Source organism: Nocardia sp. NPDC051929 (assembly GCF_044548645.1).
Taxonomy (GTDB): Bacteria; Actinomycetota; Actinomycetes; order Mycobacteriales; family Mycobacteriaceae; genus Nocardia; species Nocardia sichangensis.
In genome coordinates, this window is sequence record NZ_JBIUCG010000012.1 from 19,028 (window position 1) to 38,749 (window position 19,722).

19 protein-coding genes are annotated in these 19,722 nt (G+C 69.5%); 11 read left to right on the forward strand and 8 right to left on the reverse strand.

Annotated elements, in window-relative coordinates; all coding sequences use genetic code 11:
* Positions 1–3 precede the first annotated feature (3 nt).
* Entirely contained in the window at positions 4–783 is a 780-nt protein-coding gene (locus ACIHAX_RS17205) for an isoprenyl transferase (RefSeq protein ID WP_355078588.1), read from the reverse strand.
* 262 nt (positions 784–1,045) lie between these two features.
* Here ACIHAX_RS17205 and ACIHAX_RS17210 point away from each other — a divergent pair, with 262 nt between their 5' ends.
* Both ACIHAX_RS17210 and ACIHAX_RS17215 read left to right on the forward strand, forming a co-directional pair.
* Complete coding sequence (locus ACIHAX_RS17210) at positions 1,046–1,684, forward strand: hemolysin III family protein (protein WP_355078661.1); 639 nt, start codon at positions 1,046–1,048, stop codon at positions 1,682–1,684.
* Positions 1,685–1,759: 75 nt separating this feature from the next.
* Positions 1,760–3,397, forward strand: a complete 1,638-nt coding sequence (locus ACIHAX_RS17215) for an adenylate/guanylate cyclase domain-containing protein (protein ID WP_355078587.1) — start codon at positions 1,760–1,762, stop codon at positions 3,395–3,397.
* A 360-nt stretch (positions 3,398–3,757) separates the two neighbouring features.
* Here the strand turns inward: ACIHAX_RS17215 and ACIHAX_RS17220 are convergent, their stop codons facing one another.
* A complete protein-coding gene (locus ACIHAX_RS17220) occupies positions 3,758–5,809 on the reverse strand; it encodes a thioredoxin domain-containing protein (RefSeq protein WP_364429060.1) in 2,052 nt (683 codons plus the stop codon).
* 83 nt (positions 5,810–5,892) lie between these two features.
* On the opposite strand from ACIHAX_RS17220, the gene ACIHAX_RS17225 reads away from it, so the two are divergent.
* Complete coding sequence (locus ACIHAX_RS17225) at positions 5,893–6,459, forward strand: GyrI-like domain-containing protein (RefSeq protein WP_364429057.1); 567 nt, start codon at positions 5,893–5,895, stop codon at positions 6,457–6,459.
* A 570-nt stretch (positions 6,460–7,029) separates the two neighbouring features.
* On the opposite strand, the gene ACIHAX_RS17230 is transcribed toward ACIHAX_RS17225, so the two are convergent.
* A complete protein-coding gene (locus ACIHAX_RS17230; protein WP_355078583.1) occupies positions 7,030–7,605 on the reverse strand; it encodes a TIGR03086 family metal-binding protein in 576 nt (191 codons plus the stop codon).
* 469 nt (positions 7,606–8,074) lie between these two features.
* On the opposite strand from ACIHAX_RS17230, the gene ACIHAX_RS17235 reads away from it, so the two are divergent.
* Both ACIHAX_RS17235 and ACIHAX_RS17240 read left to right on the forward strand, forming a co-directional pair.
* A complete protein-coding gene (locus tag ACIHAX_RS17235; RefSeq protein WP_397278448.1) occupies positions 8,075–8,257 on the forward strand; it encodes a hypothetical protein in 183 nt (60 codons plus the stop codon).
* 38 nt (positions 8,258–8,295) lie between these two features.
* Positions 8,296–8,427: a hypothetical protein gene (locus ACIHAX_RS17240; protein ID WP_397278450.1), complete on the forward strand. Its 132-nt coding sequence runs from the start codon at positions 8,296–8,298 to the stop codon at positions 8,425–8,427.
* Here the strand turns inward: ACIHAX_RS17240 and ACIHAX_RS17245 are convergent.
* The 3 genes from ACIHAX_RS17245 to mca form a co-directional block, all read right to left on the reverse strand.
* Positions 8,409–9,719 (reverse strand): FAD-binding oxidoreductase, encoded by a 1,311-nt coding sequence (locus ACIHAX_RS17245; protein WP_397278452.1) that lies wholly within the window; start codon positions 9,717–9,719, stop codon positions 8,409–8,411. The genes ACIHAX_RS17240 and ACIHAX_RS17245 overlap by 19 nt on opposite strands.
* A gap of 154 nt (positions 9,720–9,873) precedes the next feature.
* Positions 9,874–10,152, reverse strand: coding sequence for a hypothetical protein (locus tag ACIHAX_RS17250; RefSeq protein WP_356966784.1), 279 nt, complete (start codon positions 10,150–10,152; stop codon positions 9,874–9,876).
* The gene (gene mca / locus ACIHAX_RS17255; RefSeq protein WP_356966785.1) at positions 10,149–11,033 is read right to left on the reverse strand and encodes a mycothiol conjugate amidase Mca; all 885 of its coding nucleotides are present in this window, start codon (positions 11,031–11,033) and stop codon (positions 10,149–10,151) included. The genes ACIHAX_RS17250 and mca overlap by 4 nt, the downstream gene beginning before the upstream one ends.
* Before the next feature lie 102 nt (positions 11,034–11,135).
* Between mca and ACIHAX_RS17260 the strand changes: the two genes are divergently transcribed.
* Positions 11,136–11,600 carry a DUF4307 domain-containing protein gene (locus tag ACIHAX_RS17260; protein WP_355078578.1) on the forward strand — a complete coding sequence of 155 codons (465 nt, stop codon included), beginning with the start codon at positions 11,136–11,138 and terminating at the stop codon, positions 11,598–11,600.
* Positions 11,601–11,897: 297 nt separating this feature from the next.
* Entirely contained in the window at positions 11,898–12,392 is a 495-nt protein-coding gene (gene greA / locus ACIHAX_RS17265; RefSeq protein ID WP_028477722.1) for a transcription elongation factor GreA, read from the forward strand.
* Between the two features lie 97 nt (positions 12,393–12,489).
* Here greA and ACIHAX_RS17270 read toward each other — a convergent pair whose 3' ends face one another.
* Positions 12,490–13,632, reverse strand: coding sequence for a cystathionine gamma-synthase (locus ACIHAX_RS17270; RefSeq protein ID WP_355078577.1), 1,143 nt, complete (start codon positions 13,630–13,632; stop codon positions 12,490–12,492).
* Between the two features lie 229 nt (positions 13,633–13,861).
* Between ACIHAX_RS17270 and ACIHAX_RS17275 the strand changes: the two genes are divergently transcribed.
* From ACIHAX_RS17275 to ACIHAX_RS17285, 3 genes are all read left to right on the forward strand, one after another.
* Positions 13,862–15,037 (forward strand): acyl-CoA dehydrogenase family protein, encoded by a 1,176-nt coding sequence (locus ACIHAX_RS17275; protein ID WP_397278454.1) that lies wholly within the window; start codon positions 13,862–13,864, stop codon positions 15,035–15,037.
* 277 nt (positions 15,038–15,314) lie between these two features.
* A complete protein-coding gene (locus tag ACIHAX_RS17280; protein WP_397278456.1) occupies positions 15,315–16,925 on the forward strand; it encodes an HD domain-containing phosphohydrolase in 1,611 nt (536 codons plus the stop codon).
* 293 nt (positions 16,926–17,218) lie between these two features.
* A complete protein-coding gene (locus ACIHAX_RS17285) occupies positions 17,219–17,698 on the forward strand; it encodes a DUF4254 domain-containing protein (RefSeq protein ID WP_355078574.1) in 480 nt (159 codons plus the stop codon).
* Positions 17,699–17,758: 60 nt separating this feature from the next.
* Here the strand turns inward: ACIHAX_RS17285 and ACIHAX_RS17290 are convergent, their stop codons facing one another.
* Positions 17,759–19,147 (reverse strand): cystathionine beta-synthase, encoded by a 1,389-nt coding sequence (locus ACIHAX_RS17290; RefSeq protein ID WP_397278458.1) that lies wholly within the window; start codon positions 19,145–19,147, stop codon positions 17,759–17,761.
* Between the two features lie 103 nt (positions 19,148–19,250).
* Here ACIHAX_RS17290 and ACIHAX_RS17295 point away from each other — a divergent pair, with 103 nt between their 5' ends.
* Positions 19,251–19,712: a hypothetical protein gene (locus ACIHAX_RS17295; RefSeq protein WP_356966792.1), complete on the forward strand. Its 462-nt coding sequence runs from the start codon at positions 19,251–19,253 to the stop codon at positions 19,710–19,712.
* The last annotated feature ends 10 nt before the right edge of the window (positions 19,713–19,722 follow it).

Sequence of the window (19,722 nt, forward strand, 5' to 3'; positions counted from 1 at the left end):
GAGTCAGACGCCGAAACGGCGATGACGCGCGGCGAAGTCGCGCAGCGCCCGCAGGAAATCCACCCGGCGGAACTCCGGCCAGTACGCCTCGGTGAACCATATCTCCGAGTATGCGCTCTGCCACAGTAGGAACCCGGACAGCCGCTGCTCGCCGGAGGTGCGAATCACCAGGTCCGGGTCCGGTTGGCCGGAGGTGTAGAGGTGCTGGCCGATGGCGTTCACGGTGATCGACTGGACCAGGTCCTCGCCGGTCTCGCCCGCCGCGATCTCCTGGCGGACCAGCGAGCGCACCGCGTCGGTGATCTCCTGTCTGCCGCCGTAGCCGACCGCGACATTGACGTGCACTCCGTTGCGGCCGTCGGTGCGCTCGGCCGCGGTGCGCATCCGCTTGGCGATCAGTTCGGGGAAGCCGTCGAGCGAGCCGACGATGCGCACGCTCCAGTTCTGCTCCGGCGCCGACAGCTCCTCGACCACGTCGGTGATGACCTCGAACAGCGTCTCCAACTCATCGGGATCACGCTGGAGATTCTCGGTGGACAGCAGGTAGACGGTCACCATCTCGATGCCCTCGGCCGCACACCAGCCGACCAGCTCGGCGATCTTCAGCGCGCCGACCCGATGGCCGTGACTGACGTCGGTGAAACCGTTCTCCCGCGCCCACCGGCGATTGCCGTCACACATCACCGCGACGTGCCGGGGATGCTGCTTGCCGGCCAGCTGCCTGGACAGCCGGGCCTCGTAGATGCGATACGGCAGACCCCGCACCTGACTCGGAAGTTCCACGCGGGCAACCCTACGCCTCGGCGACACGAACGCGGCATCGACCGCGATACGCCGGTACAGTGGCCAGGAGCACGCAAGTTACGGTTGCGTAGGTTACTGACGGGTTCAACTACCTCGTCTGCACTCGGTCCGGCGTTGGGCCGCGGAAAGACTGCTCCGGCTGTTCCCTTAGGAGGTACTCGTGTCCGAATCGGTCGGCGCCGCCGATGCGGCAACGGTCACACCGGTCCCCGCCACGGCGGGCGAAGCACTCGCCGAGGCGCTGGTCAAACCGCGCATGCGGGGCTGGATCCACACCTGGGCCGTCGGCGTCGCGGCGATCGCGGCCGTCGTGCTGATCGCCACCGCGGGCACGGTCTCGGCGACCGCGGGATGGTCGACGCTGATCTACGGGCTCACCGTGTGCGGGCTGTTCGGCGTCAGCGCGGTCTACCACCGGGTGACCTGGCCGACCGCCCGCGCTCGCATCCGGATGAAGCGAGCGGACCACTCGATGATCTTCCTGTTCATCGCGGGCAGCTACACCCCCTTCGCCCTGCTCGGCCTGCCCGGACGAACCGGGCAGACGCTGCTGGTCGTGGTCTGGGCGGGCGCGCTGGCCGGAGTGGCGCTCAAACTGCTGTGGCCCGGCGCTCCCCGCTGGGTCGGCGTTCCGCTCTATCTGTTGCTGGGCTGGGCCATCGTGCCGGTGGCCGGACAACTGAACGGCCAGATCGGCATCGCACCGCTGATTTTGTTGCTGATCGGCGGCCTGTTCTACAGCGGCGGCGCGATCCTCTACGCCACGAAATGGCCGAACCCGTGGCCGGGGGTTTTCGGGCACCACGAGTTCTTCCACGCGGCCACGGTGCTCGCGGCGTTGACCCACTACGCGGCGGTCTGGCTCGTCGTCCTGCGCTGAGCGCATAGAGTCGACCCGGAGGGCGGACGAGAGGGCGGCGCAGGCGATGGAACGGTCATCGAGATCGCGAGCCCTATGATCGCGAAGCTCGTCGTCTGGGCGCTCAAAGCGCGGGGTGGTCTGGCCGCTCTGGTCACCACGGCGAATCTCAGCGGCCTCGCGGTGATCGTCACCCAGCTGTGGCTGAACGGGTTCCTCGGCAGGCTGGGCACGGATTGGCTGCGGGCACTGGCCTTCGTCGGCATCTATCCGGCGGCGGGATTCCTGGCGGGCATCGTCCTGGCGGTGCGCGACCGCAAGGTGTACTTCGGCTGGCTCGACGCCGGGCGCAAGCCCACGGAGGTGGAGGCGCGGCGCTTGCTGCACCTACCCGTCGCGATCAGCATGCGCGCGATCGCGCTGTGGATTCCGGGGGTGATCGTGGCGACCGCGGTCTTCGCGCGGCTGAGCCCGGACAACGACCCCGGCGTGACGGCGTCGCTGTTCACGATCGGCGCCTTCGAGTCGGCGGCGGTCACCTTCCTGATCGTGGACCGGTTGATCCGGCCGACGATCCCGGTGGTCGCCCGGGTGCTCGGCTGGACCATGCACTGGAGTTCCTCTGTGCTGGTGCGGGTCGTGCTGACCTGGGCGGTGGCGGCCGCGCTTCCGCTGCTCATGCTGATCGTCGTGCTGGCCGACCCGGTAGCGGCCGCGCCCGACCGGGTCCGCACCGCCATCTACCTGTCCGCGGTCGGCATCGGAGTTGGCGCGCTGGCCACGGCGTTCCTCGCCCGCGCGGTCGCCGCGCCGATGCGCGTCCTGCGTCGCGCGCTGGACCGCATCGCGCAAGGCGATCTCGGCGTCCGGGTGCCGATCGGCAGCACCAGTGAGATCGGCCGGTTGGAGCATTCGGTCAACGAACTGGCGGCGAACCTGCGCGAGCGCGAGCGGATGCGTGAGGTGTTCGGCAGGCACGTCGGGGCCGAGGTGGCCGAGCGCGCGCTGGCTCGCGGGGCGGATCTCACCGGCGACGTGCGTGAGGTGTCGGCGCTGTTCGTCGATGTGACCGGGTCGGTGGAGCTGTCCACCGGGTTGCCGCCGCAGGAGTTCGTGGCCAAGCTCAATCGGTTGCTCGCGATCGTCGTCGCGGCGACCGAGGAGAACAACGGACTGGTCAACAAGTTCGAGGGCGACGCGGCGCTGTGCGTCTTCGGAGCGCCGATCGCGTTGGGCGACAACGCGACTCCGGCACTGCGGGCGGCGCGCCGCATCCGGGACGAGGTGCTCGCCACCGGAGAACTCGACATCGGGATCGGCGTCGCGCGCGGCGGGGTCTTCGCGGGCGACGTCGGCTCCGACACCCGCCTGGAATTCACGGTGATCGGCGACGCCGTCAACGAGGCCGCCCGCCTCACCACGGCGGCCAAGGAGGTGCCACGGCGAATCCTGGTGAGCCAAGCGGTGATCGAAGCCGCTACGGAACACGAGCGCGCCAAGTGGACGTTCTACGACACCATCGTGCTACGCGGCATGAAGAACCCCACGTTCTGCTGGACCGACATCGACACCTCCGGCGCCCGGCCCGAACACATCGAAACCCGCACCGATCAGCTGGACGGCCACGACCTGCCCGCGGACACGAACCCGGTCATCGAAATCCACACGGCCGCAGAGCCGCCCCGTGGCACCGAGTTGCCGGACGCCGAGTTCGACGCCCCGCCTCGGCGCTAGTCCACTCAGCTGGGTGAACAGCGAAGCACCCTCGGCACGGCGGTTCAGCGGCCGTCTCGATGGCGACATGACCGAACGCGCGTGCACCGACCGCATCGGGCCCGCTCGGTTGCGTTCGGCGGCACGAACGTCGTCGTGCGCCCACCTGGCATCGTGTCGCGATGGTCTCGGCCGTCTCACAGCCGCGTGATCGAGCGCCTCAGCTCCGATCGTTGTCTCCTTCCCGCACCCACCGGGCCGCCGGTGCACCGCCCGGGCCGCCAGGGGCCGACCACATTTCCGGCCACGCCCTCCGTCGACGGGGCGTCCGACTCGAACCGTCTATCGCCAACCGGCCGATGGTGGCCGGAGGTGCTGTCGTCAGTTTCGCCGAAGCGCCATCAGGAGCTCGTCGGGCGTGGAGACCGGGAGGTCGCAGACGGAGCCGCGGCAGACGTACGCGGCCGCGGCGTTGCGGACCAAGGGCCGATCGGCCAGCAGCGGGACGGCGTTCGGGGCCCCGGCAAGGACGACGGAGCCGCCGGGTGCGGCCGCACGGGCCGCGGCGAGCAACTCGGTGGGCTGGGCCGCCGATTCGGCGGCGATGGCGACCTGCAGCGGGCCGCGCAAGGCCGCCTCGGCGACGGTGAGCCACTGGCCCGCCGAGCGCGGCGCGCGTGCCAGCACAATCGCGCCGCGCTCGAGGGTGCGGTCGGCCAGTTCCCGGTAGCGGGCGGCGCCTTCCGGGTCGCTCGCGGCCGCGGCGGTGAGCAGCGCTTCGGCCAGCGCGGAGGCGCCTGCGGGGGTGGCTCCGTCGATCGGGTCGCGGGGGCGGGCGACTAGGGTTTCGGCGTCGTCGGCGGTGTCGAACCAGCCGCCCGGCTGATCGGGGTCGGCGAAGTGTTCGATCGCGGTATCCAGCAGGCGTTGGGCGTCGTCCAGCCAGCCGAGGTCGCCGGTGGCCTGGTGCAGCGCTAGCAGGCCGGTGACCAGCCAGGCGTGGTCCTCCAGGATGGCGGGCGCCGCGCCGACGACGCCGCCGAGCGATGCACGTCGCAGCCGACCGTCCACCACGTGCTCGGCCAGCAGGAATCGCGCGCATCGGACGGCGGCGGCGGTCCACTCCGGTTCGTCCAGCGCGCCCGCGGCCTCGGCGAGCGCGGTGATCGCCATACCGTTCCATGCGGTGACCACTTTGTCGTCGCGTTCGGGTTGTGGGCGTCGATCGCGGGCGGCGATCAACGCGGCACGGACGTGTTCCAGCCGCGCGTGGTCCTCCGCCGTGGCGGGTTCGGCGTACCTGGTCAGCACCGAGGTGCACTGTTCGAAGTTTCCGGCGGTGGTGACGCCGAAGAACTCGGCCGCCCACGCCCCGTCGATCGGACCGAGCACGCCGGCCAGCTCGGCGGGCGTCCACACGTACGTCGCGCCTTCGACACCGGGCTTACCGGGCTCCAAGTGCGTGTCGGCGTCCAGCGCCGAGGCGAAACCGCCCTGCGGGGTCCCGAGGTCATCGAGGAGAAACCGCACGATTTCCCGGGTGACCCGGTGCGACAACGATTCCGGAAGCTCGGACCCGCTGCGGCGGGCGAGGTGCGCGTAGGCGCGTAACAGCTGCGCGTTGTCGTAGAGCATTTTCTCGAAGTGCGGCACCACCCATGCCGCGTCGACCGAATACCGCGCGAACCCGCCGCGCAGCTGGTCGTAGATGCCGCCGCGCGCCATGGCCTCGGCGGTGCGGGCGACCACCTGGAACACCGCCGGGTCACCGGTCCGCTCCCAGTGCCGCAACAGTCCCTCGAGCAGCGCCGAGGGCGGGAATTTGGGAGCGCCGCCGAATCCGCCGTGCTCGGCGTCCTCGTCGCGCAGCACGGCGGCGACGGCATGGGCGAGCAGCTCCGGGGTGATCGTCAGGTCCGCGTCGGGCAGTCCCGCCGCTTGGTCGCGCAGCGCAGCAGCCACCTGCGCGGAGGCCTGATTCACTTCGTCGCGCCTGGTGCGCCAGGTCTCCGTGACCGCCGTGAGCAGCTGGGTGAAGGACGGCATGCCGCCGCGCGGGAGCTTCGGGTAGTAAGTGCCGCAGTAGAACGGTTCGCCGTCCGGCGTCAGGAAACAGGTCATCGGCCAGCCGCCTTGCCCCGTCATCGCGACCGTCGCATTCATGTAGACCGCGTCCAGGTCTGGTCGCTCCTCCCGGTCCACCTTCACGCAGACGAAGTTCTCGTTCATCTGATCGGCGGTGGCCTGGTCCTCGAACGACTCGTGCGCCATCACGTGGCACCAGTGACAGGACGCGTACCCCACCGACAGCAGAACGGGCACGTCCCGCTCCCGCGCTTCGGCCAGTGCCTCCGCGTCCCACTCCCGCCAGTGCACCGGGTTGTCCGCATGCTGCCGCAGGTACGGGGACGTCGCCTCTCCGAGCCGGTTCATGGCTCCACCGTACGACCCTTCCCGCCGCCGTGTGGGTACGTCGTCCTTGACTCTCCCGCGGCGGGAGACGACACGGTCGAGGAATGAAAATCGATCTGGCCCGAACCGATGGCCACTACTACGGAGCGAGCACGCGACCTGTGGTCCGGACATTCAGCGCATACGACTACGTGACGGTCGAAGGAATCGGGGACCCTGACGGCCCGGTCTACGCGGCGGCGGTGCAAACGCTCTACCGGGCCGCGTACGGCGCGAAGAAGGCGGCGAAAGCCGCAGGGCAGGACTTCGTCGTGCCCAAACTCGAGGGCCTGTGGTGGGTCGAATCCGACGCTCCGCCACTGACGGTTCCACGCGACCAATGGCACTGGAAACTGCTGATTCGCATGCCGGAAGTGGTGACCGCCGACATGGTGACCGGCGCGTCCTTCGAACGACTCACCGAGGGCGAGGCGATCCAGGTCCTGCACCTGGGCCCGTACGCGACCGAGCCCGAGACCCTGGCTCGCATGGACGCCCTCATGGCGGCCGAGGGATGGGCGCACCACGGCCGCCACCACGAGATCTACTTGTCCGACCCGCGCCGGACACCGAACGAGAGGACGAAAACCATTCTGCGTCAACCGGTTCGCCGCACGCTCACGTCTCAGTAAGGAGCCGGCGCGCTCGGCTCGGCACACCACGGCCCCGACGGGCCGGGGCCAGAACGTCAGAGCCAGGTCGAGCAGATGCCGGTCCCACGAGCGGACCGCGAGGTCGGCCAGAACGCCGGAAACCGTAATGGTGTCGCGCCTGGCCGGCGCGGCAAGCGTCTGGTTGTCATCGGCCCAGAAGGTCACCACCACCATCGGCCATACGCCGCCCGGCTTTCCGGTTCCATAGCAAATTGAGCTGCGCCGGTTGCATAGGACCGATTGCCGAACCGGGTGCGCAGGCAACGGATACTTCCGATACACGCGATCGGTTGCGGTTCGAGTCACGTCCGGATCGTTTCGATCCGGTGGCTCAATTGGTAGAGCAGTCCACGGCAGGGTTTCCGGATCCACAGGGCTCGGTTCGCTCGAGCCGGTATACCCGTCGCCGCCCAGAACTCGGGCGCCCGAACTTCGCGCGGGAAGCGGCTGGGCATATCGTCTGCTTTCCGCGGAACTGCCTGCCGGAATAACTCGTCGAAAATCTTCGGCACAGTTGAAGGTTTCGACACACCCGCCGAAAACGACGGACTACGTGCGCGCCAGTACCTCGCGTCCGACGTACGCCAACAGTCTGCGGTGTGCCGGTTCGTCGTCGGCGACCAGCACCTCGGGACCGAAAATGCCGGGTGCGCGGAAGGAATCGATGCCACCCGCGGCATGCATGGTGGCGAGCAATTCGCCACACAACCCGTCGTCGGCCAGATCCGGCCGATCGATGGCCACCGCGATATCCACCCCGTGCACGAGAATCTCGGTGAGATGCACCAGCGCGGCCGCGGGGCCGGGCAGTTCACCGAGCGAGATGCCCACCGTGCCGTCCAGCGCATCGGGCCGGTGCCAGGCCGCGCGGTCCACCTCGGCCGCCGCGGCGTACGCGCCCTGCGGATCACCGCCGAGCCAGTCGGATTCGTGGTCGGCGCCGGTATCCATGCCGCTCAGGGCCGCCGCGAAGATGTGCATACCGCCGACCGTGTGGTTGAGAACGGTGCGGACATCCCAGTCCCGGCACGGCGTCGGCGTCGTCAGATCCGCTCCTCCCACGGCGGCGACGATCGCTCCGGTCGCATCCAGTGCACGGTCGATCTGTCCGATCACGTTGTCCATGAGCTTCCTTCGGTCGAGCGGTTTGGCTGAATTGGTAACACAGGACACCGACAAGCGCGCGGCAATGCGAACTCCACCTTGCGTCGAGATAGTTGCCGACAGTGTGCTTCTCGTGACCGCGAAGGAAAATGCGCGGGCCGGACGGCCCCGCTCCCCTCGGTGGTGCGCCCGGTGCGCAGGCACTTCCACTTCTAATGGACAGGTTGCGGGTTCGAGTCCCGCCCGGACCCCATGGTCCGGTAGCTCAATGGCGGAGCGGTACGTTCCGTCGCCGAATTTCATCTCGGGCGCACTACCACCGAATTCGCGCACCCGCGAAGCGGACCGTCTCGCTCGGGCGAAAGATTCGGCGCGTCTCCGGTGCGCAGGCAACGGTTACTTCGGGTTCAATTCCTGCCGAAACCATTTCGGTCGCTCGATACGGCGAGCAGCCCGTCGCCGCTTTTCCTCGGCCATTCCGCTCCGAAAAATGGGGTGCGGCAATTCCTTTCGTCTCGGGGTACCGCTCTACACGTGGAACCTGGCCGGATACCGCTACGGGCACGCCCTCAGCGGCACCCCGCACCGGCACGCCTTCGGCGGCCTGACCGACGTGGCGTTCCGGATGATCCGGCTGTTGGAGGCGGGACGCGACGCCGACTGGCCGTTCTGAACGGCGGCGGGGCCGAGATCGCCTCCCGACCTCGGCCCGTGGGTCCACCGGACCACCGGCACGCGCTCGGCGGCCTGACCGACGCGGAGCTCCGGACCATCGCGCTGCTGGCAGCGGGACGCGACCCCGACTGGCCGTTCTGCTCCGCGGCCTACCCGAACACCGGATAGTTGGCCCGGATGACGCCGTGCGGGTCGCGGGCACGCTTGACCTCGCGCAGCCGGTTCAGCGTCGCGGCGTCGAAAGCGGCGTCGGCCGTCTCGCCGGGCGTGAGGAAGGTATACGGCTTGTGGCCGCTGATCTGCCCGCTCACCGCGCCGACGATGGCGGTGCGCCGCGCCTCGACCGCATCGCGCAGGTGCGGCAGCCCGAGACCAAGGCAGTAGAGCAGGTACGGCTCCGCGATCGCGCCGCGCGCGCCACCATCGGGCCGGGCTTCGGCCAGGGCGCCGCCCAGGTGCCGGATCTGCACATTGGCCAGCGGGGCGACCGGTTCCTCGATCAGGGTCTTGACCACGGCGTCGCCGAGATCGGTGAGCTGCTCCGCACGGGACAGCGACGGGCTCGGGTCCGTGGGTTCGGCGGTGACCGCGCCGATGTCGGCGGCCCCGAACACGCCGCGCTTGTCGAGAATGAGATCCCCGATGGCGTCCAGGGCGGTCAGCAGCGTCCGTCCACGATCAGGATCACCCAGATACACCGCGTCCACGCCGACCATCGGCGGTGCGTCCGGGATCTGCAAACGCTGGAACCACACCGACAGTTCGTGCGGAGCCGCCGCGGTGATCTCCTGGAATGCGTCGAACACCTCGCGAATCCGCGTTTGCGGCCACAGCATGCGGCCACCGAACAGCTCCGGCGCGGGAAACAGATCGAACTCGAGCGCCGTCACGACGGCGAAGTCGCCGCCACCGCCGCGCAACGCCCAGAACAGGTCCGGATCGTCCTCGGCCGTGACCCGGCGCGCAGCGCCCTCCGCGTCGACGATCTCGAACGCGCGCACCGCGTCGGCGGCCCAGCCGTGCTTGCGGCCGAACCAGCTCATGCCGCCGCCGAGGGTGTAGCCGGTCACGCCGACGACCGGATTGCTGCCCGCGAGCCCGGTCAGCCCGTGCCTGGCCGCGGCCGCCTGCACCCGACCCCACGACACTCCGGCGCCCACGCGCGCCACCCGACGCCGGGGATCGATCTCGATGCCGTCCAAATACCCGGTGCGCAGCAGGATCGCCTCGGGCACGCCACCGGACGCGCCGTGTCCGGTCGGTTGGGTGACCACCGGCACGCCCGCGCGGCCCGCGTACCGGACCACGGCCGCGACGTCACCGGCGTCTCCGGCCCGCACCACGGCGGCCACCGGTTGGTCGACGGTCGTCGTCCAGGGCCGCGCCGCGGTTTCGAAGCCCTCGTCACCGGCCACCAGCACGCGGCCGGGCAGCGTGGCCCGCAGTTCGTCGAATGTCATTGCTCGTCCTGACTCTCAGCGTTCGGAAGCAGACGCGCGCGGGAACCGGGGTGTCGGCTTTCGACGAAAGGCCGTGGTTCGCGCCGCGACTACCTCATTGACGAAAGAGAGCGCGGAAAGGTAACAACGAGCAGGTCAGCGAGGGTTTCGCCGCTCAGCCGGATTCGGCTCGCCCTTCGGGGTCGGCGCCCTTCGATTCCTCGGCACGGCGGGTGATGCCGTGCTCGGTGCCCTCGTCGGCCTCCTGGTCCGGTTCCGGGTGCTCGGGCTCGAAGGTCGCAGGCAGGCCCTTGATGTGCCGGTTCATCGACCGGACCAGCAGGAAGGTGCCCGCGAGCAGAATCAGGATGATGACCAGGCCGAGCGGCGACGCCTTGCCGAACTCGGGGCCGGTCGGCGTTCCGGGTGTCTGGGCGAGCAGGACGAACGTCACGACCGCTCGTCCTCGATGCCCGCGAACAGGTCGGTCTCCGGCAGCTCGGTGCGCACGCGGGTCTTGGCCAGCTCGAACTCCTCGGTCGGCCACAACCGCTGCTGCATCTCCATCGGAATGGCGAAGAACGCGCCGTTCGGATCGATCTGCGTCGCGTGCGCGCGCAAGGCGTCGTCGCGCTGCGGGAAGTACTTGGCGCAGTCGATCTGGGTGGTGATCCTGGCGAACATGTCACCGCGCTCGGCGGCGTACTTGCGCATCCGGTCCAGCCACTCCTGCAGCGGGAACGGTTCGCCGAGGCGCTCGTACTCCGCGGCGAAGATCTCCATCCGCTTCATGCTGAAGCCGTGGTCGTAGTACAGCTTGAGCGGCGTCCACGGCTCGCCCGCGCCGGGAAAGCGCTCGGGGTCGCCCGCCGCCTCGAACGCCGCCATCGACACCTCGTGGCAGCGGATGTGGTCGGGGTGCGGGTAGCCGCCGGTCTCGTCGTAGGTGGTCATCACGTGCGGCTTGAACTCGCGCACCACGCGCACCAGGGCCTCGGTGGCCTCCTCCAGCGGAACCAGCGCGAAGCTGCCCTCGGGCAGCGGCGGCAGGGGGTCGCCCTCGGGCAGGCCCGAGTCGACGAAACCGAGCCAGTGCTGGCGCACGCCGAGCGCACGGGCCGCGGCGGCCATCTCCTCACGGCGGATCTCGTGGATCCGCTCCAGGACGCCGGGCGTGTCCATGGCCGGGTTCAGGATGCTTCCACGCTCTCCGCCGGTCAGCGTCACGACGAGGACGTCGTGTCCTTCGTCGGCGTAACGGGCGGTCGTCGCGGCACCCTTGCTGGATTCGTCGTCTGGGTGGGCGTGCACCGCCATGAGGCGAAGGCCACTCACGTCTCGTTCTCCGTCGCTCTCGGTCGCGGGTGTCGGGGCTTCGTTACCTATAGTTCCATTCGACCCACATTTGTTCCGACGTACCCCCCGGGAGCGACCACGATGAGCCAGCCCGCGCCGGAGAGCGGCGGCGACGCGAAGGCGGCGTCTCCCGGCGGACCCCCGCCCGACCGCTACGGCACCGGGCCACGCAAGCCGCGCCGCTGGATCGTGCCGGTGCTCGGCGTGCTGGTGGTGCTCGCCGGGCTCGGCGTGGCCTACCTGGGCTATCAGAAGTACGGGCCGGAGGACATCGAGGCCGAGCAGCTCGGCTACGTCGTCGTCGACGACTCGACCATGACCATCCACCTCAAGGTCACCCGGGCCGACCCGCAGCAGCCGGTGGTGTGTTTCGTCCGCGCGATGGCTCGCGACGGCTCCGAACTCGGCCGCAGGGAAGTGCTGATCGAGCCGTCGAGCAGCGGGACGGTCGAGTTGACCACCGTCGTGCGCTCGTCCGCGCGTCCCGTGTCGGGCAGCGTGTACGCGTGCAGCGATCGGGTACCCAGCTATCTGCGAGTTGGCTGATTTCCGCGCATAAACCGGCGATTTGCCCGCGAAATTAACTCCGACCTGCACATTTGTGAATCATGCTAAAATGGCGTGATACACGGTTCCGGAGCTCGGAGCCGTGTTTGCTGCATTGGCGGCCAGCGCTGAGGGTTCGGGCTTGCGATTTCGCCCGTGACCGGGGCCTGTCGGGGTTCGATGAACTTCCCAGGATCGCTCTAGCCGTCGACTGGCGCGTGCCCGCTTCCGGGTGGGCACACGCCGGTGCTCAGGGAATCCCGGCCTGCCGGGAACAACTACTAGGGAGTGATCGAGATGACTGAGACGCAAGTGACCTGGCTGACCCCGGAGTCGCACGACAGGCTCAAGAGCGAACTCGACGCGCTCATCGCCAATCGTCCGGTCATCGCCGCCGAGATCAACGAACGCCGGGAAGAGGGCGACCTCAAGGAGAACGGCGGGTACCACGCCGCGCGCGAGGAGCAGGGTCAGCAGGAGGCGCGCATTCGCCAGCTGCAAGAGCTGCTGAACAACGCCAAGGTCGGCGTCGCACCGACCAAGTCCGGCGTGGCGCTTCCCGGGTCGGTCGTCAAGGTCTACTACGACGGCGACGAGACGGACACCGAAACCTTCCTGATCGCCACCCGCGAGGAGGGTCTCCGCGATTCCAAGCTCGAGACGTACTCGCCGAACTCGCCCCTCGGCGGCGCGCTCATCGACGCCAAGGTGGGCGAGACCAGGGAATACACGCTGCCCAATGGGAACACGATGAAGGTCACCCTGCTCAGCGCCGAGCCCTACCACAGCTGACGCTCTCGGTCGCGCCGCCACGGCAGGCCGATACCCCCGCGGACACGAGCGGCCGCGCCCGATCATCGGGTGCGGCCGCTTCCTCATGTCCGTGAACCTAGCTCAATGCCTGCTCGATGTCCGCAAGCAGGTCGCTGACATCCTCGATGCCGACCGAAAGCCGCACCAAGTCCGCGGGCACCTCCAGCTCGGAACCTTCGGTGGAGGCGTGCGTCATCGCGGCCGGATGCTCGATCAGCGACTCGACACCGCCCAGGGACTCGGCGAGGGTGAAGACCTCGGTCCGCGCGCAGAATTTCCGCGCGGCTTCGACGTCACCATTGAGGCGCACCGAGATCATCCCGCCGAAGCGCCGCATCTGCTTCGCCGCGACGGCATGGCCCGGGTGCTCCGGCAGGCCGGGGTAGATCACATGCGAGATCGACGGGTGCCCGGACAGGAACTCCGCGATGGTCTCGGCGTTGTCGCAGTGCCGATCCATCCGCAGGGCGAGGGTCTTGGTGCCGCGCAGCGTGAGGAACGCGTCGAACGGGCCGGGCACCGCGCCCGCGCCGTTCTGCAGGAACGCGAACGCCGCGTCGAGTTCCGGATCGTCGGTGATCAGCGCGCCGCCGATGACGTCGGAGTGGCCGCCGAGGTACTTGGTGGTGGAGTGCACCACGATGTCGGCGCCGAGCAGCAGCGGCTGCTGCAGGTAGGGCGTCGCGAAGGTGTTGTCGACGACCAGTTTCGCGCCCGCCGCGTGCGCGACGTCGGCCAGCGCGGGGATATCGCCGATGCTCAGCAGGGGGTTGGTCGGGGTTTCGATCCACACCAGCTTGGTGTTCGGCCGGATCGCGGCGCGCATCTCGTCCACGTTGAACACGTGCGCGGGCGAGTGCTCGATCCCCCACTGGCTGAAGACCTTGTCGATCAGCCGGAAGGTGCCGCCGTAGGCGTCGTCGGGGATCACGATGTGATCACCCGGACGCAACGTGGCCCGCAGCGCACAGTCGGTCGCGGCCATGCCGGACGCGAACGCCCGGCCGTAGCGGCCCGATTCCAGCGCGGCGAGGTTCGCTTCCAGTACCGACCGCGTCGGGTTGCCGGTGCGGGCGTATTCGAAACCGCCGCGCAACCCGCCCACGCCGTCCTGGGCGAACGTCGAACTCGCGTAGATGGGCACATTCACCGCGCCGGTCTGCGGATCGGGTTCATACCCGGCGTGCACGGCCCGTGTGGAGAATCCCAGCTCGCTCATGGGGCTCAGCCTAATCGGGGCGATTCCCGGGCAACTTCCCGGTGTAGGCATATCGCCGCTGCGTACGCAGGCGAAACGGACGAATCCGCACAACGGCGTCGGCATAGTGGGACAGCGCCCCTCGATCCGATCGAATTACACCGACGTCACCACCAGCACGGAAATCTTGCACCGAAGCAAGGGGCGTGAGTTCGGTCTCACTATTTCGCCGCCCCTTTAGGCTGAGTCCATGGTCACTGTGGAAGAACTGTTCGCCACCGACACGCTACTGTCCGACGACGAGCGCGAGATCCGGGACACCGTCGCGAGCTTCGCGACGCAGCGACTGCGCCCGCACGTCGCGGAGTGGTTCGAGGCGGGCACCTTCCCGGCCCGCGAGCTCGCCCCTGAGCTGGGCGCGCTGGGACTGCTCGGCATGCATCTGGAGGGGTACGGCTGCGCGGGCATGTCGGCCACCACCTACGGTCTGGCCTGCCAGGAGCTGGAGGCGGTGGACTCCGGCATCCGCAGCATGGTCTCGGTCCAGGGGTCGCTGGCGATGACCGCCATCCACGAATTCGGCTCCGAGGAACAGAAACAGCAGTGGCTGCCGGAGCTGGCCGCCGGCCGCGCGCTCGGCTGTTTCGGGTTGACCGAGCCGGACTTCGGTTCGAATCCGGGCGGCATGCGCACCCGGGCGAAGCGCGACGGCTCCGATTGGGTGCTGAGCGGCTCGAAGATGTGGATCACCAACGGCTCGGTGAGCGATGTCGCGGTGGTCTGGGCGCAGACCGAGGACGAAGGCAGGCAGGTGATCCGCGGATTCCTGGTCCCGGCCGGGACGCCCGGGTTAACGACGCGGGAGATGCACCGCAAGCTGTCGCTGCGCGCGTCGGTCACCGCGGAACTGGACCTGGACGAGGTTCGCCTGCCCGCGGACGCGGTGCTGCCGGGGTCGAGGGGATTGGCCGCGCCGCTGGCCTGCCTGAGCGAGGCGCGCTTCGGCATCGTCTTCGGCGCACTCGGCGCGGCGCGCGAGTGCCTGGCGGCCACCATCGAGTACGCCAGGACCCGCGAGGTGTTCGACAAGCCGCTGGCCGCCTACCAGCTCACCCAGGCCAAGCTGGCCGACATGGCGCTGGAGTTCGGCAAGGGCCAGCTGCTCGCGCTGCACATCGGACGGCTGAAGGACCGCGGCGCGGTCACGCCGGAGCAGGTGAGCGCGGGCAAGCTGAACAGCACGCGCGAGGCCATCGCGATCGCCCGCGAGTGCCGAACCATCTTGGGCGCCAACGGCATCACGCTCGACTACCCGGTCTTGCGCCATGCGAACAATCTGGAGTCGGTGCTCACCTACGAGGGTACCGCGGAGGTACACCAGCTCGTGCTGGGCCGGGCGTTGACCGACGCGAACGCTTTCCGCTGACGAGCCGTTCGGCGGCGGAGCCGCGTAGCGACCGCGCGCTCCGCTGATCCGCCCCGTCCCGGCGTGATGCCGCCGGGCGTGGTGCGGAACGCGGCGAAAAGGGTGCGGATGGATTGCCGGATGCCGTTCGCCGACGGCATCCGGGCGAATCCGCCCTTTCCGCGCCGGACCACCGTTCTGTAGCCGATCGGACGCCGACTCGGTCACGACGCGGATCACGATCTCCGAGAACGGATTCGGGTCTGCGCGAGCCGCGTATGGACACTACTGTCGGTGCATGTCGTCGATCCGCGCCGCCGAGATTTTCGCGGCACTGTCGCTGACCACCGATCTCGCCGCCGGTATGCCGTTCGAGAAGGGGCTGGCCACCTGCCTGGTCGCCACCGACCTGGCCGCGCGGATCGGGCTGCCGGAAGCCGATCGCCGCGCGGTCTTCCATGCCGCCCTGCTCGTCGATCTCGGATGTACCGGCCGCGCCTCGGAGAACGCGCAGGCGTATGCGGACGACATCGCCTTCCAGCGCGCCTGCCACGTGCTGGATCCGGGCGATTCCGCCGTCTTCACCGAGCAACTGCGCCGATTCGGCGGCTGGGCGCCCGCCGCCCAATCGGCGCTGCGCAATCGGTTCGTCGCCCGGTTGCGGTCCGGCGCCACGCAGGCGCTGCGCTCGTCGAGCGAGGTCGTCGAGGCGCTCGGATCGCACCTGGGTCTGCCGGATGCCTCGGTCCGCGCCCTGACCGAGGTGGAGGAACGCTGGGACGGACTGGGTGCGCCGAACCGGCTGCGCGGGGAATCCATTTCGATCGCGGGCCGCGTTCTGCACGTGGCCGAACAGGCGGTGCTCGCGCTGGACGCGGTCGGCGATGAACTCGCGACCGTCTCGGGCCACGGCAACGCGCATCCGGCCGCCCCGCACGACAGAACACGCTCCGCTCTGGGCACTGTGGCGAGACGGCAGGGCGTCGTTCTCGACGAGTTGCGGCGCCGGGCCGGCGGCCATCTCGACCCCGACCTGGTGGCCGTCTGCGATGCCGATGCCATCCGCGCGGTGCTCGACGTTCCCGACCTGCTGGCCGCCGTCCTCGCCGCGGAACCGGGGACGCGGTCTTCGCTTCCGTCCGCCGAACTCGACCGGCCCGGTCTGGCGCTGGCCATGATCGTCGACTTGAAAGGCCGTTATCTGCTGGGGCATTCGGCGCACGTGGCCGGCCTCGCCGATGCCGCGGCCGTCCGGATGGGCGTGCCCGCCGACGAAAGAGCGGCACTACGCGCCGCCGCCCTGCTGCACGATCTCGGCCGGGTCGCGGTGTCGAGCGCGGTCTGGGACCGTCGCGGCCCGCTGGGACCCTGGGACTGGAAACGCGTTCGGCTGCAGAGTCTTCGGACCGAGCGCATCCTGCGCCGCTGCCCCGGGCTGGCGGCGCTGGCCGATCTCGCGGCGGGTCACCACGAACGACTCGACGGCAGCGGCTACCCGCGGGGCAAGCGCGACCTTCCACCCGGTGCTCGATTGCTCGCGGCCGCCGATGTTTTCGCGGCCTGCACCGAAGCGCGGCCCTATCGCCCCGCCGCCCGGCCCGAGGAAGCCGCTGCCCAACTGGCGGCCGAGGTCGCGGCGGGCCGACTGGACGGCGATGCCTGTGCCGCCGTCGTCCGTGCCGCCGCGGACGACACCACCATCCCCGCTGTCCACGGCCTGTCCGAGGCCGAGACCGACATCCTCCGGCTGAGGGCCCGCGGCCGCTGCGGCCGGGAGATCGCCGCGGAACTGCTGTTGCCCGAGCGCGCCGTCACCCACCATCTGGCCGAAATCCGCTCCAAGACCGGCCGCCACACCCGGGCGGGCGCGGCCGTCTTCGCGATGACCCACCAGATCCTCCCCGGCTGAATCGCTCGCGCACGGATACGTCCGCGCACCCGCGACGACCTGTGCTGAGCTGCGCCGGGCCCGCGAAACCGCACCTCACAGGCGTGTGCGGGCGGAAGCTAGCGCATTGTTACGTCTTGTCATTCAAGTGCCATGTGGGTGTCACCGGTAGGCCAGCGAAAGCGCGCATCCTTTAGAGGGACCCGGCATTGGGGCGATGCCTCCACCACCACACCATCGGAGGTGCACGATGCACAGCTTGTCGATCGACCGCGGCGTACGGCGGTCCGTTCCGAATGCGCTGGGAGCCTGCCATGTTCGTGCGTGACCATCTGCCACGACGCTCGCACGGCGTCGTACGGCCGCTGCCGGATCAGCGCGAACTGGTCGCCGCCTTCGGCGGGCACCCGAGCGAGTCAGGCGAAGACCACCCCCTGGTCGGCTGGGCCAGGACGCTGGCAGCGCTGCACCGGCAGCGCCACTCCGATCCGCTGGCCGCCGCTGGAATAGATTGCCGCCGCGCCGAACTGGTGGCCACGATCGATGCGTGGGTGGTCGACCGACTGCCCCGAAGGCGTGCGACCGACCATTTGCGCAGCGAATCCATCGGCGCCACGGTCGACCGCATGGCCGCCGCCCACGTCCACGCCAGCCATCTGCTGCACACCGCCGAGAAAGTGTCCGACACCCGGGTGCACGCAGCCTGGTACCGACTGGCGCTGCTGGCCGACGAATGGACCGACCTGATCACCGGCGGCGTCCGCGAAACGGTCCGCGGCAGGAGACCGGCATAGGCGTTCGGCCGGAAGCCGCCGTGACTCGGCTTCCGGGTTCGCCGCTCGCCGTGGTCTCGTCTACTTCCCGATGTTGCCCGTGCTGAGGAAACCGAGCAGGTCGTGGCGGGTGATCACGCCGACGGGCTTGCCGTCCTCGACAACCATCAGCGCGTCGGTGTCGGAGAGCGCCTTCGTCGCGGCGGAGATGGGCTCGCCCGAACCGATCAGCGGGAACGAGGGGCTCATGTGCTGGGCCACCGAATCGGTCAGGTTGGCCCGGCCCTCGAAGACCGCCGACAGCAGGTCGCGCTCGGACACGCTGCCCGCGACCTCGCCCGCCATGACCGGCGGCTCGGCGCCGACCACGGGCATCTGGGAGACGCCGTACTCGCGCAGGATCTCGATCGCGTCGCGCAGCGTCTCCGACGGGTGGGTGTGCACCAGGTCCGGCAGCTCGCCGGACTTGCCGCGCAAGACGTCGCCCACGAGCGGTTCGGCCGTGCCGTCCAGCCGTTCACGCAGGAACCCGTAGGAACTCATCCACTCGTCGTTGAAGATCTTCGACAGGTAGCCGCGTCCACCGTCGGGCAGCAGCACCACGACCACCGCGTCCGGGTCGCGCCGCGCCACCTCGACGGCCGCGACGACCGCCATGCCGCAGGAACCGCCGACCAGCAAGCCTTCCTCGCGGGCGAGCCTACGGGTCATCTCGAAGGAATCCGCGTCGGAGACCGCGATGATCTCGTCCGGCACGGCGGGGTCGTAGGCCGACGGCCAGAAGTCCTCGCCGACGCCCTCGACCAGGTACGGCCGCCCGGTGCCGCCCGAGTACACCGAACCCTCCGGGTCGGCGCCGATGACCCGCACCTTCCCGCCGGAGACCTCCTTGAGGTAGCGGCCGGTGCCGGTGATGGTGCCGCCGGTGCCGACACCCGCCACGAAGTGGGTGACCTTGCCGTCGGTGTCGCGCCAGATCTCCGGGCCGGTCGTCTCGTAGTGGCTTTCCGGGCCGCCCGGGTTGGAGTACTGGTCGGGCTTCCACGCGCCGTCGATCTCACGAACCAGGCGGTCGGAGACGCTGTAGTAGCTGTTCGGGTGGTCCGGCGGCACGGCGGTCGGGCAGACCACGACATCGGCGCCGTAAGCCCGCAGCACGTTGCGCTTGTCCTCGCTGACCTTGTCCGGGCAGACGAACACGCACTTGTAGCCGCGCTGCTGCGCGACCAGGGCGAGGCCGACACCGGTGTTGCCGGACGTGGGCTCGACGATGGTGCCGCCGGGCCGCAGCTTCCCGGACCGCTCGGCGGCGTCGATCATCTTCACCGCGATCCGGTCCTTGGAGCTGCCGCCCGGGTTCAAGTATTCGATCTTGGCAGCGACCAGCCCCGCGTTCGGTCCCACGACCGAGTTCAACCGGACCAGCGGCGTGTTGCCGATGAGATCCACGACATGATCCGCGATGCGCATGGCCCCCATAGTTGCAGACGCACTAACTGTGAGTTCGCGCACGCCGTGTGCAGCGGCCGCGGACTACCGGCGAACCGGGGCCCGCGGCCTTAGGATCGCTGCCATGAGGCAGCCGAACATCGCCCGCGCCGCAATGCTTCTGGCCGGATCGGCAGTGGCCCTAGTGGTCGGATCCGGCGCTCCAGCGGAGGCGGCCACCGTCGAATTCCCGCAGGTGCCGACGCTCGCGCGCGGCGGCCTGTGCTGGACAAGCATCCGCACCTGGGCCGACACCGGCCCGGAATGGCCCGGGCGCGCCATCCTCAACGTGCGCGCGCTGCCCGTGAACGGCATCGGGCCGGGCTCCTACCCGCTGGCGCCGCTGTGCGAGGTCCGCACCACCGTGGCGTGGCGCAACGTCACCACCGGCGCGACGGGCAGCTACGACAACATCGTGGTCACCGGCATCTACGGCAGCATCCAATACGCGCTGTTCCAGGACACGGGCCCCGGCCTGGTCGAGGTCACCATCTCCACCGACGCGGCGAGCATCCCGGCCCGCGGCAGCTTCGTCGTACCGGGCTGACCTCGGCGGA